Genomic DNA, 16,077 nt, shown 5'->3' with positions numbered 1-16,077 from the left:
AGGTGGCTTATTTACTTGATACAAATATAGTTACCTATATTCTTAAGAGAAATCAAATTATAGATAGTAAAATTCGGGAATTAAGGCGACTCAAACAAGATATTTTTATTAGTTGTATAACTTACTATGAGATAAAAAGAGGTCTTTTGGCTATTAATGCTACAAGACAGTTAGTCGATTTCAAGCAATTTTGTGAATTTTATCCAGTTTTATTAATAGATGATCTAGAAATTATTGAAACTGCCTGTAAAATTCAAGTTGATTTAAAGAGCAGAGGTCATCGTTTAGAAGATGCAGATATTTTAATTGCTGCTACTGCGATCGCACGAGGTTTAATTCTAGTTTCTCACGATTCTGATTTGCAGCGAATACAAGAATTAACTATAAAATTGGCTATCATAGCAGTAGTCAATATACTGAATGCTCACGCCACATATCGTAAAATTTCCACCTCCGCACCTTTATTAACAGCTTCCTCTGCACGTTGTAAAACTTCTTCGCTGACAACAGCACTTAAATAATATTCACCACAATTATTACAAACTTGTGCTGGTACACCTTTGAGAATAACAATGGTATTATCTCGCTCTAAAGTCACTGTCACTAGTCCAGGCTGAGTATTGCCGTGTTTACATATAACGCATTGCATAGATTCAATACCTTTATTTTCGTTTTCTAAAGTTATCTGCCCATAAATTTGAGTCAGGGATATAAGCTGTAACTACATAGCCAGTATCACTAACTTCATCATAAGAAAAAACAACATGAATCGGCTTATTGTCAAAAAAATCAACGATGAGATAGCTAGGGAAAGGAGTATCAGTGGGGTTTTCTTCTATTATTTCTCCAGAAGTAAAGTAATAACCTGCTGTACTTCTTGCTGGCTAATACGGCGAAAAAACATCTGTTGAATTGCATGACGCGAAAAAACTAAATTTTGGCAATACACAAGTGAAATTTGATCATATATTTACTGTTTTGACGCTGTTATTATACGACTAGCTACGTCGCTAAACTTTGATATTGCCACTATAGTAGTGGCGTGGCAAGCCTTAAATGTTGCATGATAAATTTCTTGTGGGATGGGCTTCTAGCCCGTCCGGTGCGGGCAGGATACCCACACCACAAGAGTTATTTTTATGCCCTATTGTAGCCTTGCCACGCCAGTAGGGTGTGTTCCGGCTATGCAAGGATTTCGGAACTGAAAAGAGTGAGAATCAGCCTTAATGCACCATCTTTCTAGGCTAGTTAAGTTAAATTACAGAGTAAGTTTTACTATTTAAGTATAAAATAGTGATGTATTCCATTGCCATAAACCCATGATACCAGCATCAGTTAAACCATCATCTTGGCTAGAAAAAGGGATTCAAATTGAAAAAGTCAATAGTGTGAATCTGTTTAAATTGACAGATGAATTGCAAGACCGAATGCAAGAACTTGTCGATAAAAAATTAGCTGATTCTTTGACACCAAAGGAAGCCTCTGAACTAGAAGCAATTGGCGACTTAATTTTTATTGTTACTTATATTAACGGGCAGATTGTTTCTGCTGTACAAGAATCTCAAGATACGGAAACTTGGGAACAAAAACTAGACAAAAACTAGGCATTTTCAAAGTATTTTGTTTATATAAAAAGACAAGCAATATACTTTTTTGTGAGGGCGAGTAGCTATTCGCCCGTATTTGCATGAATGTGTGTTATTGCAATACTGAACGCACAGATATATGTGGTAATTTACAGCTAATTATAATCATTGCAAAATCTCAAATACTTTTATAGTTTTAACAGATCCTATTACGTTTTTCATTCCAATGAGATAAATCAATCTAGCCTCTATCACCTATCAACTTGTACTGCACTAAACTGACAAATGCTATATTACTTATCCTAAAGTTAGAAGATGTTCAGGAAAATCAACGACTAATTTTCTGGTAAAAAGCCAAGGTAAACCAATCAGAACTTCTGTTATTTCTCCTCCAGCAATTGCAGAAATGTTGAATTCTTGATTATCTAAACTAACAAGACCAGCGTAAATATTAAATTTAGCTTCACCTTGTGCTGTTAATCTTGTTTCTTCACTCTCTACAAGCTCCCATCCCAGAGATATAGCGTCTTGAGTATTTATTGCTAACCAATCAGTAAAACCAGTATCTAGTAGTGCATCAACTGTGATAACTAAACCATCAGATGCTACTAAATCAATTTCAAAAATTAACTCACCTTGGCTACTAAATTTACCTTCAATCAATTTTTTTACGATGCTCCTTTAAAATTACTTGAAAAGTACAAATTAGCCGAGCAGGATATTTTTCTTTTGCTTCCTTTTGGGCTAAAACTTTATTAGCGTTGAGAAAATAATCCCCACTATCAGGTTCAATAGCAACATAAGATCCAGGATAATGCTTGACTAGCTCAGAGTACAGGCGCTCATATATTTGACGCGATCTTTTGATATATCCAGTGGTTGCTAATTTGGGTGATAATTGATTTGTATACTTTCTAATTCCCACAAAAGGACTAACTATTGGGGTATGTGATGTGGAGTTGTGTAGATTTCCAACATCAGAAAGCTCTTTTTGTACTGATGACTTTTTATCCTCGGCTGGTAAACCTTCACTGGCAAGGTTACTCATAATTTTTGCTAATAGAAGAATGATGATTGTTGATATTTTATCGTTTAAATTCTACTGATTCAAATACCCGACTTTGCAAAAAAAGTCGGGTATTTAACTATTACGTTAAAATTTGCCGGATTAAAATACTCATGACTTCATCGGCGTTTCCGGTTGGTAATAGTGGACTCCAGTCGCCAACGCTGGCGTAGCCAATTACCTGTAAGCGGTGAATGGTGTTGGTGACGGCTTTGGGAGAACCCATTAACAAATGCTTGATTGGTTCTCGATGGGAAACTGGTGGTTGGGTTGGTTGGCTGCGGATGGTTTGATTTAAGTCTTCTTCACGCAGATATTGTTCTAGTTTTGACTGGGCAGGCTGTTGTAATTGTGTCATGATGAATTTGTAATCGTAGTAGGGTTACATAAAGGCGATCGCAAACTCTGGCCGGAGAACGATCGCCTTTATTCTGTAGTAGGGTTTAGATAAGAGCGATCGCAAACTCTGTTTGGAGGGCGATCGCTTTTATCATGATTTTATTTTAAAGTATAATTTTATACTTGTCAACTATAAGTGAAAAAATCTTTAGCTAATCAAACGCCCCTAGAAAACCCTGTTTTTCTGACTGCTGAATTTTTGTTGAAAAGTGGATTAAAAACCTGCTGGTTGCTATATCGATGATTCATTTTTATGTGTAGTCACAAACAGTTCATATTGACTTTTATTCCTAAAAGTTTTAGATTCATTTGTTGAAGTATTTGAAACTTTTTATCAAAAATACTGCTAATAGTTCCTAACGGGGAGTGAAAAATGAGTGTGAGTAAAAAGGGTGTGTTGAGTGCTGGTGTTGCCTTTGCGGCGCTGACAGGTTTGGTGGCTGGCAGTTTTGGGGCGATGCGGACGATTGATGCTAATACTAATGTTATGCCTCATCAACAAGCGCCTAACTTACTTGCCCAAGCTAGAAGATTAAACAATTTAACGATAATTTTTCCCAGTCGTTCTGACTCCACAGATTTGCAAAATAAAGCCAATGCTGTAGCCAGATTTCTCTCGAACGAGTTAAAAATTCCCGTGAAAGCCCAAATTGGTGATGATACGGCGGCGGTGGAAGCTTTGAGAGCAAATCGCGCTGATGTAGCATTTCTGAGCAGTCGTCCGGCGTTGAAAGCGGAACAGTTAGCAAATGCAAAGTTGTACCTCGCAGAAGTCCGCGACAATTACTCTGGAAGATACACCTATAATTCAATATTTGTTGTTCCCAACAATAGCTCTTTAAAAACTAGAAATACGGCTCAAGCAACTCTGGGACAATTGCGGGGTAAGCGCATCGCCTTTACTTCCCCAACTTCTGGTTCAGGGTTTGTTTTCCCGGTGAGTGAATTGGTGAAACAGGGATTTGTCCCCAACCGCGATCGCCTCGATGGTTTCTTCGGTCAAGTTGCTTACGGTGGTAATTACAGCAAAGCCTTACAAGCTGTGGTGCGTGGTCAAGCTGATGTAGCGGTTGTGTCTGAGTATGCACTGTTCCCTCCGTACATCACCGCCCAAGAAAGAAGTCAGTTGCGCGTACTGTATAAAATCTCCGGTGTTCCCGCCCACGGTATCGCCATTGATGATGATGTCCCAGTCCAAGACAGAGAAAGATTAATTAACGCTTTACTCAAGTTAAATCAATCACAAAATAACCAACTCCTACGTAACTTATACAATTCCACCGAATTGGTGAGAGTTGATCATAACCGTCACTTGTCCCCAGTTCGCACCGCCTTGTCTCGCATTGGAATTGCACCTTAAGAGTGCTGGGTGCTGAGTGCTGAGTGCTGAGTTAAGGACAATTGTAGGTTGGGTGAAGCGATAGCGAAACCCAACATTCTCGCTTTTGAAAAATACGTCCAGAAGGAGGACAAGGAAGACAAGGAAGACAAGGGAGATAGACATATATTTTTTTGCATATAGCCCCAAAGAATAAAACTTCGTTGGGGCTAGACGAGAACATCCCCTGACATCCTTACACCCCTTAAAAAATCGATGAATGATTTTGTAATTGAATGTCATAACTTAGAAACAGCCTACACCGCATCTTTGAATCGTCCTATTTTGAATGGCATTAATTGTCAGATAAAACAGGGCGAGTTTGTGGTTTTACTCGGACTGAATGGTGCAGGTAAATCAACATTATTGCGATCGCTGATTGGGTTAGTTCCTTACACCAAGGGAGAAATTAAAATCAATGGTGTAACTATGACACCCCGCACACTGGTGCAGATTCGCCGTCATGTGGGAATGATATTTCAGGGCGGTGGGTTAATTCGGCAGTTATCCGCCATTGATAATGTATTGTGTGGCAGACTGGGCGTGAGGACAACTTGGCAGACATTGTTTGGTTTTCCAGGACGCGATCGCAACTTAGCAATGGATTTACTTGCACAGTTGGGTTTAAAAGAACAAGCCTATCAAAAAACCAGTCAACTCAGTGGGGGACAACAACAACGAGTTGCGATCGCCCGTGCATTAATTCAATCACCGCAGATACTCTTAGCTGATGAACCAATTACAGGTTTAGATGTTGTTGCCTGTCAACAGGTGATGGAAACTTTATCAGAATTGCACCAGCAAGGAATGACGATTGTCACAGTTTTGCATGATTTAGGTATAGCTGCAAAATACGGACAACGTGCGATCGTCTTAGATGCTGGACGCATTGTTTACGACGGAATTTGTGAAAACCTGCAAGCCCAATTTGTCCAATGTTAAATCTCAAGACTCTTCGCCGTTATCCTTGGATCAGTCCCTTACTCATCCTATTAATTACAGTTGTAGTTTATACATGGGCTTTGCAAGGCATCAAAGTCGATTTTGAATTGCTAACCTCTAGCTGGCCTTACATCACAGACTTTGTATCTCGCCTATTCCCCCCAGATACCACGGTTATAGATATAGCAATTAAAGCACTCATAGAAACAGTGCAGATGTCTTTGTGGGGAACTACCGTTGGTGCAATTTTATCTTTACCTATTGCGGTAGCGAGTGCTAGTAACGTTGCGCCTCGTTGGTTGCAATGGTTAGCCAACTTACTCCAAAATGCAGTCCGTTCCGTTCCTTCCATCATTTTAGGTTTGATTTTCGTCGCCGCCACTGGCTTAGGCGCACCAGCCGGAACTTTAGCCTTAGCTATATACACCATTGGCTATTTAGCAAAGTTTTATCAACAAGCCATTGAAGCCGTCAACGCCAAATCTTTAGAATCTTTAGAAGTCATGGGTGCATCAAGATTTCAGATTGTGCAGTATGGCATTTTACCCCAAGTGTTACCCTTGGGTTTAGGCTACACCTTATGGATGTTTGAATATAATATCCGCGCCGCTTCAGTATTAGGTGTAGTTGGTGCTGGCGGAATTGGCTTTCAATTAAAGAGTTATATTGATGGTTTTGAATACAACAAAGCCACAACTATGATGTTAGTGCTGTTGGTCGTTGTAACTGTAATTGATACTTTCAGTAGTAAATTACGTCAGCGTCTAGATTCGATGTAGTTGTCAATGGGAATACTATAAATAACGTTTAGTTTTTGAGAACGTTATGGGCATTATTGCTAACTATTGGCGTGTGACACCAGAACAGTTTGCCGAACTTCAAAATGATCCTCAAGCAGGTAAAGCTTTTTTTGGGTTTGACTTAGATAGTTTCGACTTCAGTCATCCAGAATCAATGTTAGCGAAACTACAAGAGAAACGATCAAGTGAAAATTTCTTCAGTCTAGACAAAGAATGGCATACACTACATTTCTTACTAACTGGAGACTTAAGTTTAGAAGAAGATACTCAAGTAGCATCACCATATTGGAATGTAGTGATGGGAGGTACACCAACACAGTTTGAAGCTACCTATGGATTTGTCCGCTATTTAAACCCTGAAGAAGTTAGGGAAGTTGCCGAACTGTTGAGTGCAATTTCTGTGGAAGAATTACGCCAAAGATTTGATGTTGATGCGTTTAATGCTGCACAAATTTATCCTAATCCTAACCCAGATGGATGGGATGAGGAAGAAATAGAGTTCTTGTTAGAGATATATCCAGAGTTTGTCCAATTCTTTCAGAATGCTGCTAGACAAGGAGACATAGTTTTACTGTCATCTGATTGAGTTGATTTTGGTGAAACAGTTCTTCTACAAATTCTCTGAGAAACTGAGACGTTGTATACAACGTCTCTACTTTGAGCGATCGCACTAACTGTTGATTTATGATCAAGATTAAAACAGAGGACTTGAGTGAATACAAACCTTTACAGACAGGAAAAAATAATTAACCGCAGATGAAAGCAGAGCAACGCGGATGAATTTGTATTCTACCCAAGTAAAAATCGCTATAAATAACTACCCACTAACATATTAAAAATTAAATAACCCAGCTATAACTCTTGCATCTTTTTTGTCAAAGTTATAGCCAAGTTTAAAGGAAACACACTAATCTACCGACTTCATGATTTTCTCATTAAATTGCAGAAATTTTTGCAGAAACTTTATTGAAATTAGAGATATTTATTGGTAATAGTTCTGAACTTTCAGTTTGCTTATCTTCTGGCTGTGGTGCAAAGTGCTTATCCATCACGGAAGCAACTTCATAAGGTTGAATCCGGTTATAGCGCGTTTTATCAGGCATCACTACATTGGGGCCTGCTTTGCAGTTTTTCATACAGCCTGTACCTTTGATGGTAACTTGGTCTTCTAGGCCGCGATCGCTCAATGCAGCCTCAAATGCTTGACAAACTGCTTTACCGCCACGTTTCCAACAGTCTGATTTTTGACACATTAAAATTGTCTGCTTCGTCTTTGCAGATTTAACCTTAGCAGCAGTATCCGCAGGCGGTTCCTGTAATGCAACTCTACCTAAATCAGCACTCGCAGCCATTACCCGTTCAGCTTTGAGTGTAAACTCTCTTTTTTTCTCATCATATTTTTTAGTACCAACCACTTGCAGCCAAGTACCTTTAGGTAAGCGCCAATCAAAAGCAGCCCTCAAGGGTTTCGCCAGCTTGACATAGCATTCACCCTCAGAAGTCTCTAAATTTAAACCTTTGAGCTTATAACCATCTTTAATAACAAAATCTATAAATCTGCCTTCTAAGCAAAATTCCGTAATTGATTGACTGTAGATTATACCCATATTTTTTACCCTAATTTCTTACCGACTAAGTTTGTTCTAACCACGTAATAGCTGTCAGACATCTGTCTTTGGCTATGAATTTCAATAGTGACTTTGCCAGCTATTCTCAAGAATCTGAATTAGTTCTGGGCGACAAGCGAAAAACCGTTGCATCACACACCAAAACTGCACCATTGCTAAAGGATGAGCAATTTCCACTTGCAATGGTTGGTTAGCCTCACAAAAACAGGGAATATCTAGCTCATTTAGACGTTGATAGACTTGCCAACGGTCTGCCCAATTAATTTCTACTACGTACTTTTGGTCTATTTCTGAACCGGAACTAAACGATTTCAAGAGACGAACCCTCAAAGCGCGACGAATTTGCAGTAACTAGCCTGCCTTGGCTCCCCGATTTTGCCAATCTGGGGATCACAGCTTCTTTAAATAAGAATAACCTAAGTGCGAACAATTCTCAGTTATTTTTAGGTAAAAATATGAAAGTTTCTCATTAACTGGAGGTTAAAAATTAGCTCAAACCCTTATGTCATCAAGCTTTGACGTGATGGAAAATTTGTAAAAATTTAATAATCTTTTAGGAATTACGTAGTGGGGAGGGTGGGAGGTGTGGGAAGTGTGGGGAGGGTGGGGGGAAAGATTTCTTTAGCATCCTTACACCGTTCGGCTGACGCTCACGGCGAAGCCCTAAACCCTTTCACCCTTACACCCAATCTCTACAGATAATCTTTGTGCGTAAAGCTTATTTATTGATACCCAGTCATAATCAACTGGGTATTAAGTAAGAGCAATAGTAAATAGTCTGCTTTAACTCAGTGTTGCTACTGGGAAAGACTGAACAATGTGCAGGGAAATTAGGCTCAAACCCTCTTCAGTTCTGCTTCTGGGCTTTTGAGTTCTACCTTTTATTGAATGTCTTTCTTGTTTCCTTTACTGCATGAATTTCTTAATTAGTAATTTCTCCTATTAGTAAATATTTCTACAATCTCTCGATATAAGCCTTAAGAAATAGTTCAAGATTGATATGCTAAAAAGCAAAAATTTGCAATTATCGCCACAAAAAATTTTAGAAATTTATGATATTCTTTGGACTTGCTTTTATTTTCTGAATGTTAATATGTAAAAACTAAGCGGTTAAAAACTATAAACTGCAAAAATAGCGAGGAGAACCATGTCTGATACACAAACTTTGGTACAAAATTTCGGTCAAGTTTATGACAACCCTGTATTGTTAGACCGCAGTGTTACGGCTCCAGTTACAGAAGGACTAAACGTTGTCTTAGCTAGTTTTCAGGCACTTTACTTGCAGTATCAAAAACATCATTTTGTTGTAGAGGGTGCAGAGTTTTACTCTTTGCATGAGTTTTTTAACGATAGTTACAACGAAGTCCAAGACCATGTTCATGAAATTGGCGAAAGACTTAACGGTTTAGGTGGTGTACCGGCTGCGTCTTTCAGCAAATTAGCAGAATTAACTTGTTTTGAGCAAGAATCTGATGGTGTATATTCTTCCCGCAAAATGGTAGAAAATGACCTAGCTGCCGAACAAGCTATTATTAATGTGATTCGCCGCCAAGCCGCACAGGCAGAGAGTTTGGGCGACCGTGGTACACGCTATCTATACGAAAAAATTCTGTTGAAGACTGAAGAAAGAGCTTATCATTTAGCTCATTTCTTGGCAAAAGACAGCTTAACTTTGGGTTTTGTTCAACCTGCTCAAAACTAGAAATCTCATTATCTAGTTCAGTCTTTATATGGTTGCAGCAAAATCTCATAGTACAGAATATTAAGAGAAGGTAAAAAATGACAGAGAGGCAATCAGTATCTCTGTCATTTTTTATTCAGATACACAAAAAATCACAAGAAAAAATAATTCTTTGGTTAGATATTAAAAATTATTGGCAATTAAGTAAATGATAAATACTTTTATTTAAGAAATATTGTGTGTCTTGTTAAATATTTATATCAGCCGGAAAATTATACTTAAATAATTAGAGTATGTAGCAGTTTAGATAAAAATTATTTGCGGGTAATTGCGAATTTACTTTTTGAGAATTAGTTAAAACTGTCAACACAGAAAAACGGGATACCGCGTTAGTCAAGACAAGTAAGATACATAAGATAGTAAAAGAGATATATTCATCAATAGTCATTCGTCGATACTCATTTGTTCTCTGTATATCCTGGTTTTCTTACTTTCTTTTCTCTAGCGGCGAAGATTTAACCCGGAAAACTTGATAATAAACAAGATGACTGAGGGCAAAGACCCTTAAAATAATCAGGATTTGTATTTTCTTACTCCAACCCCAAGACTATGCCCCGCCGTCAAGACCTGAAAAAAATACTACTGTTAGGATCTGGCCCAATTGTGATTGGGCAAGCCTGTGAATTTGACTACTCTGGAACCCAAGCCTGTAAAGCATTACGAGAAGAAGGCTATGAGGTGGTGTTGGTCAATTCCAATCCTGCCACAATTATGACTGACCCGGAAACTGCCGATCGCACTTATATTGAGCCGTTAACACCAGAATTAGTCGCTAAAGTCATCGCTAAAGAACGTCCAGATGCTTTACTCCCAACAATGGGGGGACAAACTGCCCTCAACCTCGCCGTTGCCTTAGCTAAAAACGGTGTCTTAGATCAATATAATGTGGAATTAATTGGGGCAAAGTTAGACGCGATCGAAAAAGCGGAAGACCGGAAGCTATTTAATGAGGCGATGGCGAAAATCGGTGTGAAAGTATGCCCCAGTGGTACAGCCTCATCTTTAGAAGAATCCAAAGCGATCGCTCGTAAAATTGGCAGTTACCCCCTAATTATCCGTCCTGCCTTTACAATGGGGGGGACTGGTGGTGGTATTGCCTACAACCAAGAAGAATTTGAAGAAATGGCACAGGTGGGGATTGATGCGAGTCCGGTATCGCAAATTCTCATTGACCAATCCCTCCTCGGCTGGAAAGAATATGAATTAGAAGTAATGCGCGATTTGGCAGATAACGTGGTGATTATCTGTTCTATCGAAAACCTCGACCCGATGGGGATTCATACAGGTGACTCCATCACCGTTGCACCCGCCCAAACCCTCACCGACAAGGAATATCAACGGTTGCGGGATATGTCGATTAAAATCATCCGCGAGATTGGGGTAGAAACTGGCGGTTCTAATATTCAGTTCGCTGTTAACCCAGTGACTGGGGATGTGGTGGTAATTGAAATGAACCCCCGTGTATCTCGCAGTTCGGCGTTGGCTTCTAAAGCTACAGGTTTCCCGATAGCCAAAATGGCGGCGAAGTTAGCCGTTGGTTACACCTTAGACGAAATTAAAAACGACATCACCAAAAAAACCCCCGCCTCCTTTGAACCGACAATAGATTATGTAGTTACCAAAATTCCCCGCTTCGCCTTTGAAAAATTCCCCGGTTCGGAACCAGTGCTAACCACACAGATGAAATCAGTCGGGGAAGCGATGGCGATAGGGCGCACCTTTAACGAATCTTTCCAAAAGGCGCTGCGTTCTTTAGAAACCGGACGCGCGGGATGGGGTTGTGACAAAGCCGAAAAATTACCCAGTGGCGAACAAATCCGCGCTTTGTTGCGGACACCGAATCCCGATCGCATTTTTGCTGTGCGTCACGCTATGCAAGTAGGGCTAACTATTGAGGAAATCTATGAACTTACAGGGATTGACCCTTGGTTTTTAGATAAAATGCAGCAGTTGTTGGAAACTGAAAAATTTATCAAGCGCACCCCGTTAAAGCAATTGACAAAAGAACAAATGTATGCTGTCAAGCGGGAAGGTTATAGCGATCGCCAAATTGCTTTCGCCACCAAAACCACAGAAGATGAAGTTAGGGCATACCGTCAAGAGTTGGGAGTCATACCAGTTTATAAAACTGTTGATACTTGCGCGGCTGAGTTTGAAGCGTTTACCCCTTACTATTATTCCACCTACGAAGAAGAAACCGAAGTTTTACCTTCCGAGAAACCCAAGGTGATGATTTTGGGTGGCGGCCCGAACCGTATCGGTCAAGGAATTGAGTTTGACTATTGTTGCTGTCACGCTGCTTATGCTTTAAAAGGTGCAGGCTATGAAACCATCATGGTCAACTCTAACCCAGAGACAGTTTCTACTGATTACGATACTAGCGATCGCCTTTACTTTGAGCCATTAACCAAAGAAGATGTCCTCAACATCATCGAAGCCGAAAACCCTGTGGGAATCATCGTCCAATTCGGCGGACAAACCCCATTAAAGTTAGCCTTACCTCTGCAAAAGTATTTGCAGGGAGTAGATGCTTCCCAACTCCCCACTCCCCACTCCCCAATCCCCAAAATTTGGGGTACATCCCCCGATTCTATCGACACAGCCGAAGATAGAGAACGGTTTGAGAAGATTCTCCAGCAATTAAATATCGCTCAACCACCAAATGGAATTGCGCGGAGTTATGAAGATGCGTTGATTGTGGCTAGACGCATTGGTTATCCGGTGGTGGTGCGTCCTAGCTATGTGTTGGGTGGACGAGCAATGGAAATTGTCTACTCTGATACAGAACTGGAACGCTACATGACCTTTGCGGTACAAGTAGAACCAGAACATCCCATCTTAATTGATAAGTTCTTAGAAAATGCCATCGAAGTCGATGTAGATGCGATCGCTGATCATACCGGACGGGTGGTGATTGGTGGCATCATGGAACACATCGAACAAGCCGGAATCCACTCTGGCGACTCTGCTTGTTCTTTACCTTCAATTTCTCTCCCCCCCGCCGTTCTCAATCAAATTCGTTCTTGGACTGTGCAACTAGCGCAAGCACTTTCGGTGGTGGGGTTGATGAATATTCAGTTTGCGGTGGTGGGTGCTGGTTCCTACTCTCCCCAAATCTACATTCTCGAAGCTAACCCCCGCGCTTCCCGGACTGTACCTTTTGTTTCTAAAGCTACAGGTGTGCAGTTGGCAAAACTGGCATCATTAATTATGTCGGGTAAAACTCTGGAGGAGTTAAACTTTACAGAAGAAGTCATACCTTCACATATTGCCGTCAAAGAAGCAGTTTTACCCTTTAATAAATTTCCTGGTACAGATACAATATTAGGCCCGGAGATGCGCTCGACTGGTGAGGTGATGGGCATCGACAGCGACTTTGGCCGCGCCTTTGCCAAGGCAGAATTAGCTGCTGGTGAGCGTTTACCCCTAACTGGTACTGTATTTGTGTCCATGAGCGATCGCGACAAAGCCTTAGCCGTTCCCGTAGTCAAGGAGTTTATTGACCTAGGCTTTACTGTGATGGCGACTTTCGGCACACGCCAAGTACTTCAAGAAAATAACTTAAAGGTTGAATTGGTGCTGAAACTCCACGAAGGCCGTCCCCACGTCCTGGATGCAATTAAAAACCAGAGAATACAACTCATCATCAACACACCTTCTGGTGAAGAAGCGCAAACCGATGCTAAACTCATCCGCCGCACAGCCTTAGCTTACAAAATCCCGATTATTACTACCATTGCTGGTGCCAAAGCCACCGTCGCCGCTATCCGTTCTCTGCAAAATACGACTTTAGACGTAAAAGGCATCCAAGAATATTGTATGAAGCGAGAGCCGTAATTCTGCCCGGCGTGGCACTTAATTTAACTGGAGTATGAGGGGTTTGGAGGCAGTGTAAAGATTTCACTTGTCTCCTACCCTTTTTTCATGAATCTGCTTTAAGCAGTATTTACAAGGAAAATTAAGTAATTATTATAGAAGAAACCTTATGGTTCATATTGAGATATTTTAACAAATATGAGTAAACTAATTTTTCTCTCTGCGAATTTTTATTAACTGGCAAGTGCGATCGCCCTCATCCCATCTCAAGCAATTATACTCATTCCAAATACTTGCCAAACAATTGATTGATAGGAGTCTCAGCCCAAAACCACAAATTCATAATTTTTGCCTACCTATTGACCACAGTCTATGGTTCTCATTGTTGCTGTACGAGGGATAAAGCTCGATCAACCACTGTGTTGAGGCTATTACAATCATTCTCAAATTCAATCGTTTTCAGCCTGTGGGGCTTTGCAATCTTTTTAATAAATGTTACAATTATTAACAAAGTTTAAAGATGTAAGGTGTTGTTCTAGCTACTCTTATCTATCCGTAGATACTTGTACAATCTCAGAAAAAACTGTAACGTCTAGCAGTTAATAGCCTAATTTGATTAATAAAATCTGCCGCCCGTAACGGAAGCGTAAATCGTAAACCATATCATGTGTTCCCAAGTCAATTGGGCAGCACCTCAACAAACATCTATTTATCAGTTATCTACTAGTTAGTTGAATGACTACAGCAATCAACCCCCCAACATCACCAATCAGTAGCGCCGTCAAGACGGCCCCGACAGCTACAGACCTCGTGCGGACTTATCTGCGTGAGATTGGCCGTGTACCCCTGTTAACCCATGAAGAAGAAATTCGCTACGGTAAACAGGTGCAGCGTTCAACTGCTTTACAAGAACTTCGAGAATCTTTAGCTGGCAAGTTAGGTCATGAACCCACATTAGAAGAATGGGCGAAGGAAGCCAAGCTAGATACAACCGAATTGAACAAAGCGATCGCCGAGGGTGAAATTGCGAAACGTAAAATGGTCGAAGCCAATTTGCGCTTAGTCGTATCTGTCGCTAAGAAATACATCAAGCGCAATGTAGACCTACTTGACCTGATCCAAGAAGGTAGCATTGGAATGCAACGGGGTGTAGAAAAATTTGACCCCACCAAAGGTTATCGGTTTTCTACCTATGCTTATTGGTGGATTCGCCAAGCAATTACGCGGGCGATCGCCGAAAAAGCCCGTACCATTCGCCTACCCATTCACATCACCGAAAAACTCAATAAAATCAAAAAAGCCCAGCGTCAGTTATCGCAAAAACTCGGACGCGCCCCTTCAGTCGGCGAATTAGCCCAAGAACTAGACCTAACTCCCAAACAAGTCAGAGAATACCTCGAAAAAGCCCGTTTACCCCTTTCCTTAGATTTGCGCTTGGGAGACAACTACGACACTGAACTTGGAGAAATGCTAGAAGATCCTGGTGCTTCTCCCGAAGAGTTTGTTATGCAAACCTCCCTCTCATCGGATTTAGAACGAGTCATGGCGGAACTCACCCCCCAACAGCGAGAAGTCATCACCTTGCGCTTTGGGTTGATTGACGGTCAAGCCTTAACCTTGGCCAGAATCGGTGAAATCTTAAACATCAGCCGTGAACGAGTCCGCCAAATTGAACGGGAAGCCTTAAACAAACTCCGCAAATCCAAAGCCACCATGAATGAGTATTTGGCGAGTTAGTTCTTTGTCATTTGTCCTTGGTTATTAGTAGCAGGACTTACGCATCAAAATTTTCTGTGGGGATTGGGTGTGAGGGTGAAAGGGTTTTGAATACTTACACCCTTATACCCTCATACCCCTGCACCCTGTTCTAAAACCTTATTTTCTCGTTTTTTTGCGTAAGTCCTAAGTAGTTCACAAATGACCAATAACCAATGACTAAATAACTATTAGGCGAGAAAATACTCCGGTTTTGGTACGGTTACACCGACTTCTATATGAGAATGTGCCTGTTAAATTATTTAACAGGAACAACAAAAGGGCAGCGATCGTTAAATATAAGACAGGCACATCTTATCTCAGTTGCAAACATAGCCACCAGCAACAGTAGTACAGGAGGTTAAACGTGAGTAACCAATCTAATCGAGTCTCAGAAGAATTTTTCCCCAGCGACGCATCAGAAACCAGTAACTTACTGTGGCAATATGTTAAATCTTTAAGTCCCGAAACAGTAAGCCATTTATCTAAACCAACATCTCCCGAAGTCTTCCAAGTCATGGAACGCAACATTGTGGGGTTGTTAGGTAACTTACCACCAGAACACTTTAATATGACCATTACAACCAGCCGGGAAAGTCTTGGTCGTCTATTGGCCTCCGCAATGATTAGCGGTTATTTCCTGCGTAACGCTGAACAACGTATGGACTTTGAAATGGCGCTACAAGGTACAGAAACCGATAATCAAGAATAGGAAGAGAGACAAGGGAAGAAGATGTTTAGACATTAGATTTCTCAGAATAGATTAATCAATAGGTCTGAAATCAAAACTTGTAGCTTTGGGCGACTTCTGCGACAATATTTAAGCAATTACAAGAAATTTGACTATCAATCATATAGAACCCATTTGGGATCTATGAAGTAGCTAACCGTTTGAGCATAAGTCTGACAAAACAGAGATGAATTTTAGTCGTCGCATTCTCCAAAGTTCTTTCAAAATTTTTGACC

The 16,077-nt window shown here is 40.6% G+C and carries 17 protein-coding genes; 10 read left to right on the top strand and 7 right to left on the bottom strand.

What is annotated here, in order from left to right:
- Positions 1-2 precede the first annotated feature (2 nt).
- Positions 3-521, top strand: a complete 519-nt coding sequence (locus tag H6G79_RS26695) for a PIN domain-containing protein (RefSeq protein ID WP_190591225.1) — start codon at positions 3-5, stop codon at positions 519-521.
- Here H6G79_RS26695 and H6G79_RS26690 read toward each other — a convergent pair.
- Positions 425-649 (bottom strand): type II toxin-antitoxin system MqsA family antitoxin, encoded by a 225-nt coding sequence (locus tag H6G79_RS26690; protein ID WP_190591226.1) that lies wholly within the window; start codon positions 647-649, stop codon positions 425-427. The genes H6G79_RS26695 and H6G79_RS26690 overlap by 97 nt on opposite strands.
- A 13-nt stretch (positions 650-662) precedes the next feature.
- Positions 663-797, bottom strand: a complete 135-nt coding sequence (locus H6G79_RS37775) for a hypothetical protein (RefSeq protein ID WP_396019817.1) — start codon at positions 795-797, stop codon at positions 663-665.
- Positions 798-1,319: 522 nt separating this feature from the next.
- On the opposite strand from H6G79_RS37775, the gene H6G79_RS26685 reads away from it, so the two are divergent.
- Positions 1,320-1,604 (top strand): hypothetical protein, encoded by a 285-nt coding sequence (locus tag H6G79_RS26685; RefSeq protein WP_190591227.1) that lies wholly within the window; start codon positions 1,320-1,322, stop codon positions 1,602-1,604.
- A gap of 279 nt (positions 1,605-1,883) precedes the next feature.
- On the opposite strand, the gene H6G79_RS26680 is transcribed toward H6G79_RS26685, so the two are convergent.
- The 3 genes from H6G79_RS26680 to H6G79_RS26670 all read right to left on the bottom strand — a co-directional run bounded on the left by H6G79_RS26680 (position 1,884) and on the right by H6G79_RS26670 (position 3,010).
- Positions 1,884-2,249: an aspartyl protease gene (locus tag H6G79_RS26680; protein ID WP_190591228.1), complete on the bottom strand. Its 366-nt coding sequence runs from the start codon at positions 2,247-2,249 to the stop codon at positions 1,884-1,886.
- Complete coding sequence (locus H6G79_RS26675; protein ID WP_190591229.1) at positions 2,242-2,634, bottom strand: hypothetical protein; 393 nt, start codon at positions 2,632-2,634, stop codon at positions 2,242-2,244. The genes H6G79_RS26680 and H6G79_RS26675 overlap by 8 nt, the downstream gene beginning before the upstream one ends.
- Positions 2,635-2,734: 100 nt before the next feature.
- Positions 2,735-3,010 carry a hypothetical protein gene (locus tag H6G79_RS26670; protein ID WP_190591230.1) on the bottom strand — a complete coding sequence of 92 codons (276 nt, stop codon included), beginning with the start codon at positions 3,008-3,010 and terminating at the stop codon, positions 2,735-2,737.
- A 414-nt stretch (positions 3,011-3,424) separates the two neighbouring features.
- Here H6G79_RS26670 and H6G79_RS26665 point away from each other — a divergent pair, with 414 nt between their 5' ends.
- From H6G79_RS26665 to H6G79_RS26650, 4 genes are all read left to right on the top strand, one after another.
- Complete coding sequence (locus H6G79_RS26665) at positions 3,425-4,411, top strand: phosphate/phosphite/phosphonate ABC transporter substrate-binding protein (RefSeq protein ID WP_190591231.1); 987 nt, start codon at positions 3,425-3,427, stop codon at positions 4,409-4,411.
- Positions 4,412-4,645: 234 nt separating this feature from the next.
- Positions 4,646-5,371 carry a phosphonate ABC transporter ATP-binding protein gene (locus H6G79_RS26660; RefSeq protein ID WP_190591232.1) on the top strand — a complete coding sequence of 242 codons (726 nt, stop codon included), beginning with the start codon at positions 4,646-4,648 and terminating at the stop codon, positions 5,369-5,371.
- Complete coding sequence (phnE, locus tag H6G79_RS26655) at positions 5,365-6,150, top strand: phosphonate ABC transporter, permease protein PhnE (protein ID WP_190591233.1); 786 nt, start codon at positions 5,365-5,367, stop codon at positions 6,148-6,150. The genes H6G79_RS26660 and phnE overlap by 7 nt, the downstream gene beginning before the upstream one ends.
- Positions 6,151-6,196: 46 nt before the next feature.
- Positions 6,197-6,757 (top strand): YfbM family protein, encoded by a 561-nt coding sequence (locus H6G79_RS26650; RefSeq protein WP_190591234.1) that lies wholly within the window; start codon positions 6,197-6,199, stop codon positions 6,755-6,757.
- Between the two features lie 349 nt (positions 6,758-7,106).
- Here H6G79_RS26650 and H6G79_RS26645 read toward each other — a convergent pair whose 3' ends face one another.
- A complete protein-coding gene (locus tag H6G79_RS26645; RefSeq protein WP_190591235.1) occupies positions 7,107-7,778 on the bottom strand; it encodes a (2Fe-2S) ferredoxin domain-containing protein in 672 nt (223 codons plus the stop codon).
- A gap of 81 nt (positions 7,779-7,859) precedes the next feature.
- Positions 7,860-8,114 (bottom strand): Asr1405/Asl0597 family protein, encoded by a 255-nt coding sequence (locus H6G79_RS26640; protein ID WP_190591236.1) that lies wholly within the window; start codon positions 8,112-8,114, stop codon positions 7,860-7,862.
- A gap of 832 nt (positions 8,115-8,946) precedes the next feature.
- Between H6G79_RS26640 and H6G79_RS26635 the strand changes: the two genes are divergently transcribed.
- From H6G79_RS26635 to H6G79_RS26620, 4 genes are all read left to right on the top strand, one after another.
- The gene (locus H6G79_RS26635; RefSeq protein ID WP_190591237.1) at positions 8,947-9,501 is read left to right on the top strand and encodes a Dps family protein; all 555 of its coding nucleotides are present in this window, start codon (positions 8,947-8,949) and stop codon (positions 9,499-9,501) included.
- A 588-nt stretch (positions 9,502-10,089) separates the two neighbouring features.
- Positions 10,090-13,377, top strand: coding sequence for a carbamoyl-phosphate synthase large subunit (carB, locus tag H6G79_RS26630; protein ID WP_190591238.1), 3,288 nt, complete (start codon positions 10,090-10,092; stop codon positions 13,375-13,377).
- A gap of 714 nt (positions 13,378-14,091) precedes the next feature.
- A complete protein-coding gene (locus H6G79_RS26625; protein ID WP_190591239.1) occupies positions 14,092-15,093 on the top strand; it encodes an RNA polymerase sigma factor, RpoD/SigA family in 1,002 nt (333 codons plus the stop codon).
- 385 nt (positions 15,094-15,478) lie between these two features.
- Complete coding sequence (locus H6G79_RS26620; RefSeq protein ID WP_190591240.1) at positions 15,479-15,823, top strand: DUF760 domain-containing protein; 345 nt, start codon at positions 15,479-15,481, stop codon at positions 15,821-15,823.
- Positions 15,824-16,077 lie beyond the last annotated feature (254 nt).

Source organism: Anabaena sp. FACHB-83 (genome assembly GCF_014697485.1).
In the GTDB taxonomy this organism is placed as follows: Bacteria; Cyanobacteriota; Cyanobacteriia; order Cyanobacteriales; family Nostocaceae; genus Nostoc_B.
This window is presented reverse-complemented; position numbering and strand designations above follow the sequence as displayed.

Excerpts from the sequence above, each read along its gene's own strand:
- carB (WP_190591238.1), top strand. The coding sequence starts at position 10,090 with ATGCCCCGCCGTCAAGACCTGAAAAAAATACTACTGTTAGGATCTGGC.
- H6G79_RS26665 (WP_190591231.1), top strand. The coding sequence starts at position 3,425 with ATGAGTGTGAGTAAAAAGGGTGTGTTGAGTGCTGGTGTTGCCTTTGCG.
- H6G79_RS26645 (WP_190591235.1), bottom strand. The coding sequence starts at position 7,778 with ATGGGTATAATCTACAGTCAATCAATTACGGAATTTTGCTTAGAAGGC.
- H6G79_RS26675 (WP_190591229.1), bottom strand. The coding sequence starts at position 2,634 with ATGAGTAACCTTGCCAGTGAAGGTTTACCAGCCGAGGATAAAAAGTCA.
- H6G79_RS26635 (WP_190591237.1), top strand. The coding sequence starts at position 8,947 with ATGTCTGATACACAAACTTTGGTACAAAATTTCGGTCAAGTTTATGAC.
- H6G79_RS26690 (WP_190591226.1), bottom strand. The coding sequence starts at position 649 with ATGCAATGCGTTATATGTAAACACGGCAATACTCAGCCTGGACTAGTG.
- H6G79_RS26625 (WP_190591239.1), top strand. The coding sequence starts at position 14,092 with ATGACTACAGCAATCAACCCCCCAACATCACCAATCAGTAGCGCCGTC.
- H6G79_RS26685 (WP_190591227.1), top strand. The coding sequence starts at position 1,320 with ATGATACCAGCATCAGTTAAACCATCATCTTGGCTAGAAAAAGGGATT.
- H6G79_RS26670 (WP_190591230.1), bottom strand. The coding sequence starts at position 3,010 with ATGACACAATTACAACAGCCTGCCCAGTCAAAACTAGAACAATATCTG.
- H6G79_RS26650 (WP_190591234.1), top strand. The coding sequence starts at position 6,197 with ATGGGCATTATTGCTAACTATTGGCGTGTGACACCAGAACAGTTTGCC.
- H6G79_RS26660 (WP_190591232.1), top strand. The coding sequence starts at position 4,646 with ATGAATGATTTTGTAATTGAATGTCATAACTTAGAAACAGCCTACACC.
- phnE (WP_190591233.1), top strand. The coding sequence starts at position 5,365 with ATGTTAAATCTCAAGACTCTTCGCCGTTATCCTTGGATCAGTCCCTTA.